2 protein-coding genes are annotated in these 7,560 nt (G+C 66.7%); both read right to left on the reverse strand.

Features of this window, described 5'->3' with window-relative positions:
• The coding region (locus AC1Q7O_RS27425) for a YDG domain-containing protein (protein ID WP_492662779.1) at positions 1-5,783 on the reverse strand (5,783 nt) is incomplete at its 3' end.
• Positions 5,784-6,109: 326 nt separating this feature from the next.
• Entirely contained in the window at positions 6,110-7,159 is a 1,050-nt protein-coding gene (locus AC1Q7O_RS27430; protein ID WP_492662494.1) for an AraC family transcriptional regulator, read from the reverse strand.
• Positions 7,160-7,560 lie beyond the last annotated feature (401 nt).

Here is a 7,560-nt window from a genome sequence, read left to right on the forward strand (position 1 = left end):
AGCACGCCGGTCAGGCCCAGCAGGCTGGGCGCGGCGGTGGCGGTGGCATCGTAGACGCGGCTGGCGTCGGGCAGCGCGGCCACGGCGAGCGTGCGCGGCGTCACCTGCACGGCGCCGGTCGGCTCCAACAGCATGTAGTTGTCGTTGGACAAAGCCAGCGTGCCCAGGCTCAAGGCCCTGCTGCCAACGTTGACGCTGGCCAACTGGCCCGCGCCGGTCAATGTGACAGTGTCGCCCGTCAGCACGCCGGTCAGCTCTAGCAGGCTGGGCGCGGCGGTGGCGGTGGCGTCGTAGACGCGGCTGGCGTTGGGCAGCGCGGCCACGGCGACCGTACGCGGTGTCACCTGCACGCTGCCGGTCGGAGCGCTGAGGGCGTAGTTGCCGTTGGACGACGCCAGCGTGCCGAGGCTCAACGCCTGGCTGCCGACGTTGGCGCTGGCAAGCTGTCCGGCACCGGTCAGCGTGACGGTGTCGCCCGTCAGCGCGCCGGTCACCTCCAGCAGGCTGGGCGACGCAACGGCCGTGGCGTCGTAGATGCGGCTGGCGTTGGCCACGGCCGCCACGGCCAGCGTGCGCGGCGTGACCTGCACGGCACCGGTGGGCGCGCCAAGGCTGTAGTTGCCGTTGGACGACGCCAGCGTGCCGAGGCTCACCGCCTGGCTGCCGACGTTGGCGCTGGCAAGCAGGCCGGTGCCTGTCAGCGCGACGGTATCGCCCGTCAGCACGCCGGTCAGGCCCAGCAGGCTGGGCGCGGCGGTGGCGGTGGCATCGTAGACGCGGCTGGCGTCGGGCAGCGCGGCCACGGCGAGCGTGCGCGGCGTCACCTGCACGGCGCCGGTCGGCTCCACCAGCATGTAGTTGTCGTTGGACGAAGCCAGCGTGCCCAGGCTCAAGGCCCGGCTGCCAACGTTGGCGCTGGCCAACTGGCCCGCGCCGGTCAACGTGACAGTGTCGCCCGTCAGCACGCCGGTCAGCTCTAGCAGGCTGGGCGCGGCGGTGGCGGTGGCGTCGTAGACGCGGCTGGCGTTGGCCACGGCCGCCACGCCCAGTGTGCGCGGCGTGATGGTGGCTGCGAGCCCGGTGCTGGCTGGCAGCATGTAGTTGGCCGCCAGACCGGTGGCGTCAGCCAGCGTGTACTGCACGCTGACAGTGCGCGCGCCAGCGTTGCGGCTATCAAAGCTGCCCGCACCGGTGACCCCCAGCGTTTCACCACTGACCAACCCGGCCAGGCTGCCGAGGCTGACCTGGGCAGTGGTGTTGCCGTCGTACACCTTATCGGCTGCGGTGGTGCCGTTGATGGCCAACGCGCGCGGTGTGACCTGCGCCGCCAGGTTCTCGCCGGCCAGCGCGTAGTTGGACGCGAGCCCCCCATTGCTGCCGTCGCCCAGCGTATAGCCAACCTGCGCCGTGCGAGCACCTGCGTTGGCGCTGTCCAGCGTGGCCACGCTGGTGACGCCCAGCGTCTGGCTTCCCACCAGTCCTTGCAGGCTGCCCGGCGCGACCGCCGCCGTCGTGGATGCGTCGTAAGCCCGGCTGATGACCTGGCTGCCGGCGATGGTCAGCGACTTGGGTGTGATCGGCACGGCGCCCTGCGACGTGCCGTTGACGAGCGTGTAGTTGCCGTCGGCGTTGTTGATGAGGCTGAGGCCGCCGACGCCGGCCAGCGGGCGCGTGCCGACGTTAGCGTCTGTCAGCTGGCCGGTGCCGGAAATGGCCACCGTGTCGCCGGCCACAGCGTTGCCCACGCTCAGCAGGCTGCCAGCGATGCCGGTGGTGCCGTCATAGGCGCGTGTGGCGCCGGCGGTGGGTTCCACACGCACCCGCAACGGCACGATGTCCAGCGAGCCGCTGAGGCTGGCGCCGATCAGCGTGTAGTTGTCGCTGTTCAGGCTGAGGTTGCCGAAGCCGGTGACAGCCTGAGTGCCGACGTTGCGGCTGGCGATGTCGGCGCCGCCGAGCAGCTGCAGCGTGCCGACGTCGGCCGGCATGACGTTGTTCACGGTGAGGAAGAATGCCGTCGCCTGGGCGGTGCCGTCGTAGCTGCGCAGCGCACCCGGATTGGTGGTGACTCCGACGACGCGCGGCGTGACGGTGGCGGCCAATGTTTCGGTGCCGATGTTGTAGTTGCTCGCCAGGCCGCCATTGCTGCCATTGGCCAGTGTGTAGCTGACGGTCGCCGTGCGGGCACCCGCGTCGGGCAGATCGAGCAGCGCGCTGCCAGCCAGCCCGAGCGTCTCGCTGCCCACCAGCCCTTGCAGGGTGCCCGCCGACACGGCAGCGGACGTGGTGGCGTCGTACACATGACCAGGCACAGTGGAGCCGGTGACGGTGAGCGTGCGCGGCGTGATGCCGACAGTGCCCGTGATGCTGCCGGGCAGCGCGTAGTTCGGATTGCTCGACGCAAGCGAGCCGAGCGAGGCGACCGCTTGACTGCCGACGTTGGCGCCAGCCAGTGCGCCGGTGCCAGTCACGGCCACGGTATCGCCGCTGAGCACGCCGGATACCTGCACCAGGCTTGCGGCGATGTCGACGCTACCATCGTAAGTACGGCTGCCGCTGGCGCTGGCGGTCAATGTGAGCGGCGTGATTGCCACCGTGCCCGTCGGCACGCCGGTCAACTGGTAGTTCGCGTTGTTCAGCGCCAGCGTGCCCGATGCGGTGATCGCCTGGTTGCCGACATCCGCACTGGCCAGCACGCCGCTGCCGGACAGGCCCACGCTGTCCCCGTTGACGACGCGCGAGGTGTCCAGCTGCAGCAGCGAGGCGGCCACGCCGGTCTGTTGGTCATACGCCCGTGTGGCGTTGGAGAGGGCGCTCGCCGTGAGGGTGCGCGGCGTGACACTGACGGTGCCGGCAACGGGCGCGAGCTCCGTGCCACCACTGTAGGTGATGATGAATGATCGGGCTGCGGCGCCACTCACGAAGGTCGGGGCGAAGGCGTTGGGCGTGCTGTAGGCATAGCTGCCAACCGCCAGCGTCGGCGTGAAGTAGCTGCCGAGGTTGATCCCTGCAAACGCGTCCAAGCAGCCTGCCGGGGCCGTGCAGCCCGGCTGGCTGAAAGACGAGATGTTCGTGGTCGTGGTGGTGCCGTATTCCACATTCACGGGGCCAGGAATGTAGACCGTCAGCGGATCGCGGTAGCCGAATACGCGCAGGACCGGATAGGAGTTGTTGAGGCCGTCCCGGCGCGACCAGGTGCCGGTGACCTGAAGGAAGTTCCAAGACGCGTTGGTGAACGTCGTATCCGTCGTCATCTGCGCGGTCGTGCGCGAGGTGCCGATGCCGTTGGCGTTGCCGCCGCCCGCCGTCGTGCTGTCCCAAAAACTGTTGGTGATCGTCGAGCCGCTCTGCGACGCGATGAGCCCCCCCTGGCCGAAAGTGGAGATGCCACCGATCGAGCCGGTGGAGTACACGCGACCGATGTTCGCGTTGATCGCCTCACCGGCAAAGCCGCCGAGATTGCCGGCGAAGCTGGCCGTGTCGGCGCGAACGTTGCCGCGCGCGTAGGCGTTCTGGATGCTGGTGGAATCGACAACCCCGGCGAAGCCGCCGACGCTCAGGGTGCCACCGCGCGCGGCGACGTTGCCGATGGCGAAGCTGCGCGTGACCACGGAGTTCAAGACGCGGCCGAACGCGCCACCGCTGGCGACGGTGTCCGAGCCGGCGTCGATCGCCCCTGCAGCGGCGGAGCGCGTCACATTCGAGTTGGACTCGGCTAAACCAATCAGCCCGCCGGCTTCGCCGTTGATGCCGTTGTACGGCGCACTGCCGTTGTCGTTGTTCAGGTTCACTGCAACACGCGCAGCAGTTTCGGCGACCACCGCGCCCGAGGCCCAGCCGATCAGGCCACCCAGGCGACCATCGCCGCCGACCGAGCCGCCCGAGGCCCAGCTATCGCGCAACGTCGCCGAATTCAGGCGACCCACGAGTGTGCCCGCAGCGTTGCCGCCCACAGACGCATTCGTGACGCCGACGCCCTGGATGACCGTGCCGCTCGCCACGCTGGATGCGTTCTCGACGCGCCCGAAAAGACCGATCGCCTCGCTGCCGCCACGGTTTAGCGTCAGTCCGCTGATGCTGTGACCCAGCCCCTGGAACGAACCGGAGAACGCCGTTGTGTTGTCGCCGATCGGCACGAAGCCCGCGCCCGAATTCCAGCCCGAGGTCGCCGCAGCATTGATGTCATAGGCCAGCGCGAAGTTGCCCGCCAGGTTGCTGCTGTGCGCAAGGCCCTGCAGGTTCAGGTTGCCCGCGCTGGTTTGTGCGCCGGCGCTGCCGAGCGCGCTGATGAGCGTGTAGCCCTGGCCGTTGACGGTCAAAGCACCCGTGCCGGTACGGCCCGTCGTGCCACCCGCAGTGGTGACGAAGTCGATGCGGCCGCTGAAGCTCGGCGTGCCGTTGGCGGCAAGATCCAACTGCATGCGCAGGTAGTTTGCCGCGTTGAACGTCGGCGCGCCGGTGTTGAAGTTGTAGCCCGTCTTAATGTCGAGCGACGATGTGCCGCTGGCGGTCATCACCGAATTGACGTTCACGTCGCCATGCGCTTCGAGTGTGAGCTGGTTGGCGTTCCAGGCGACCGGCGCGTCGACGTGGATGTCGCCAACATCGCTGCCGGTGGCCACTGTCTGGATCGTCACATTGCCGGCTGCTAGCGCAGTCTGTAGCGTGGCGGCACCGATGCCGCTGCCTGTCTGGGGCGCGCTGCCGGCCGAGATCGTGAAGTCGGTCGGGTCGATGAGCCAGGTGCCATTGCGGCCTGCACTGGCCTGCGTGCTTACTCGCGCATCAGCGTGGATGCGCACGTTTGCCGCGCTGGTGTCGATGAAGCCGCCGTTGCCACCGTCCGGCGCACTCGCGTCCAGCGTGCCGCCCACGTCGGCACGGCCACTGCCCATGTCAGACAGCAGCAGGATGCGACCCTCACGGTGCGCCACGGTGCGGGCGCGGAGTTCGCCGGTGTTGTTGACGACGGCATCCACCAGCCCGCTGGCCGCCTTGGCCGTCAGCACGATCTCGCCGCCGTCGGCGCGCAGGGCACCGCCGTTGGCCACCAGGGCGTCCAGCGTGCCACGCTCGACGGCCAAGCCCACCAGACTGTCGCCGTTGAAGTTCAGCGTCACCTGGTCACCGGCCGCGCCTGCGATGCGGCCAAGCCGAGCAGTGACGGTGCCGTCGTTGCGGACCGCGCGGCCCACCAGCGCCACATAGCCACCCTCGGCGGCGTTGATCTGGCCCAGGTTGCTCACCCCGGCGGCACTGCTGCCGCGCAGCGTGCTGCCGCCGGCCATGAAGTCGGTGTCGACGATGTCGCGCGTGGACGCCACCAGACCGCCGACGTCTACCCGAGCATTGCGGCCGAACAGCACGCCGTTCGGGTTGACCAGCCAGACCTGACCGTTGGCGCGGAGCGTACCGTCGATGACGGAACCCTCGGCGCCGGTGACGCGATTGAGCACGACAGCCGACGCATTCGGCTGGTTGAACTGTACGGACGCATCGCGCCCAATGTTGAAACCCTGCCAGTTGATGGCCGTCCGCGGAGAGGTCTGCGTTACCGTCATGACCTGACCCTGCGCGGCAATGCTGGCCTGTCCGGCCGTGACCTGCCCACCGGTGGGTAGCGCGCCGGACGCGACCTGCGCGTGCGCGCCGCTTGCCAGCAGCACGCCCGCGAGCAGCGCACCGCTGATCGCACTGGATTTTCCGCACACTCGCGACGTCTCGGCAACAGCGACGTAAATGCCTAGACGAGCAGACCAAATCGTGCGGTGTATGCGGTTCATAGAAGGTCTCTTCCTGACGTCTCTAGAGGAGGTACTCTAAGCGGGCCGGTGATCTGAGTGAAGTGGCGGCGGAGCGCCAACTGAGCCAAAGCTGTGCGTTGTCGGAGCGAGCGTGATCTGTTCAACGCTCCACAATAAAAGCCTACGCTCGCGACGCGCAGCAGTCGAGCTGGCGAGAGGCTTGCGGACCGTCGCTAACTTCGATACGTGACGGAACTCACTATCACCAGTCCGGCGCGGCGTCGCTATTCATTTCGCGCAAGTCGATGTCCAGGAAGCGCAAACCGTGCGACGCATTCCCGATCGGTGTGCCTAGCTAAAAGTGCCTACGAGGCATGGAGCTTCAACGTCTGAGAGGGGTACTCTCCGAAGCGTTTTTGGTAGGCCCCCGAGAACGCACCCACGTTGACAAATCCGGACTGCAACGCGACCGCAGTCACCGATGTTCCAGGCCCAGGGTGAACGAGCATGTTCCTTGCCAGAAGCAGCCGCTGCTCGCGCACCCATTGCATGGGTGTGCAGCCGTAGCGCTTCATGAACGCGTACTGAAGGCTTCGTCGCGACAGGCCGCTGATTTGCTCCATGTCACTCAAACTGAGCGGTGCACCCAGGCGCGATGAGATGTACTCGCAGACGGGATTGAGTGCGGCGTTGTCAGTCGAGGCCTTCCGTACGACTTCCTTGGCCAGCAGACCGGGGTACATCATCAACGCGATGATGCGGTAGAACTGGTCATCCAGCTTGAGCGCCGAGGCCAGAGCGGCCTGCCCACCAACCGCGTCAATGAGCCCGCACAGGTGCGTCAACGCTGCGGTGAAGTCGACTCCGTCATGGCGGAGAGCCACCTGCCGCTCCTGGTGCAATTGGAAGTCTATGGACTCACCGGGCTGCAGGCCGAGCATGGCGCGCGCCACTTCCTGCAATCGATCAGGCTGGATGCTGAACATCACGACAGACCTGGTATCGCAGAAGCCGCCGCGTCCGACGTTAGGCAGAAACAGGCCGCTCTGACCGGCCTGCCATTGGAGCGGCCTGCGATCAACAAGAGAGGTGCACGTCCCTGCCAAGGGCACCATCAAGGTAAGGTCGGAATTGGCAGCAACCTCAATCTGCACCGGCGTACATACGCCAGCAGAAATCCCAAGCCCGTTTATCGAAATGGTCGCAGACTTTTGTCGGAAGTCTCGAACCGGACCAATCGATGCGTAATGCTGCAGGGTCGTCACGACGCGGGACATCCGATCACTGAAAGTCCGGATATCCGAGTCGATGGCTGCAGTTGCGTCACCAAATGCCAGCTGGGGCAGACCTTCGGCATGCGCGTCTTCAGTCCGGTTGCGCGAACCTGTTGCCTTGTGCTTTGCAGGTGCCATCATGCAAACTCTTTCCTAAGCAGACCCGACTTTTACACCATGCGACTGGCTTTGAAGGAGGTGCGGAACAATATGCAACTTCTATCGAATCCGAGTTCAGACCGCAGCGGTCTGACTCAAGCCGAGGGCATCCACGGCTCCCGGGGCGGTTCAGTGCTTTCTGGGTGGCGGTGTAGTACGTTCGTGTCCGGTGCTTCGTTTGAACACTCCTTCTGCCTGAGCAGTGGTTAGTGTGTTGCGCCGACCGGTTGAATCCGCCGCACATTGCTGCCCTATGGACGCAGGCCGCGAGCGTCAGCAATCGCTGCTTATGGAGAGCTTTCCATAAGCAGCGTTATGCACAGCACGCAGTTATGCACAGTTGGTCCCGCGGCGCGACGGCGCCGCCCTCGCAAGAGGACTGC

Source organism: Roseateles sp. GW823-FHT07B05 (assembly GCF_058794515.1).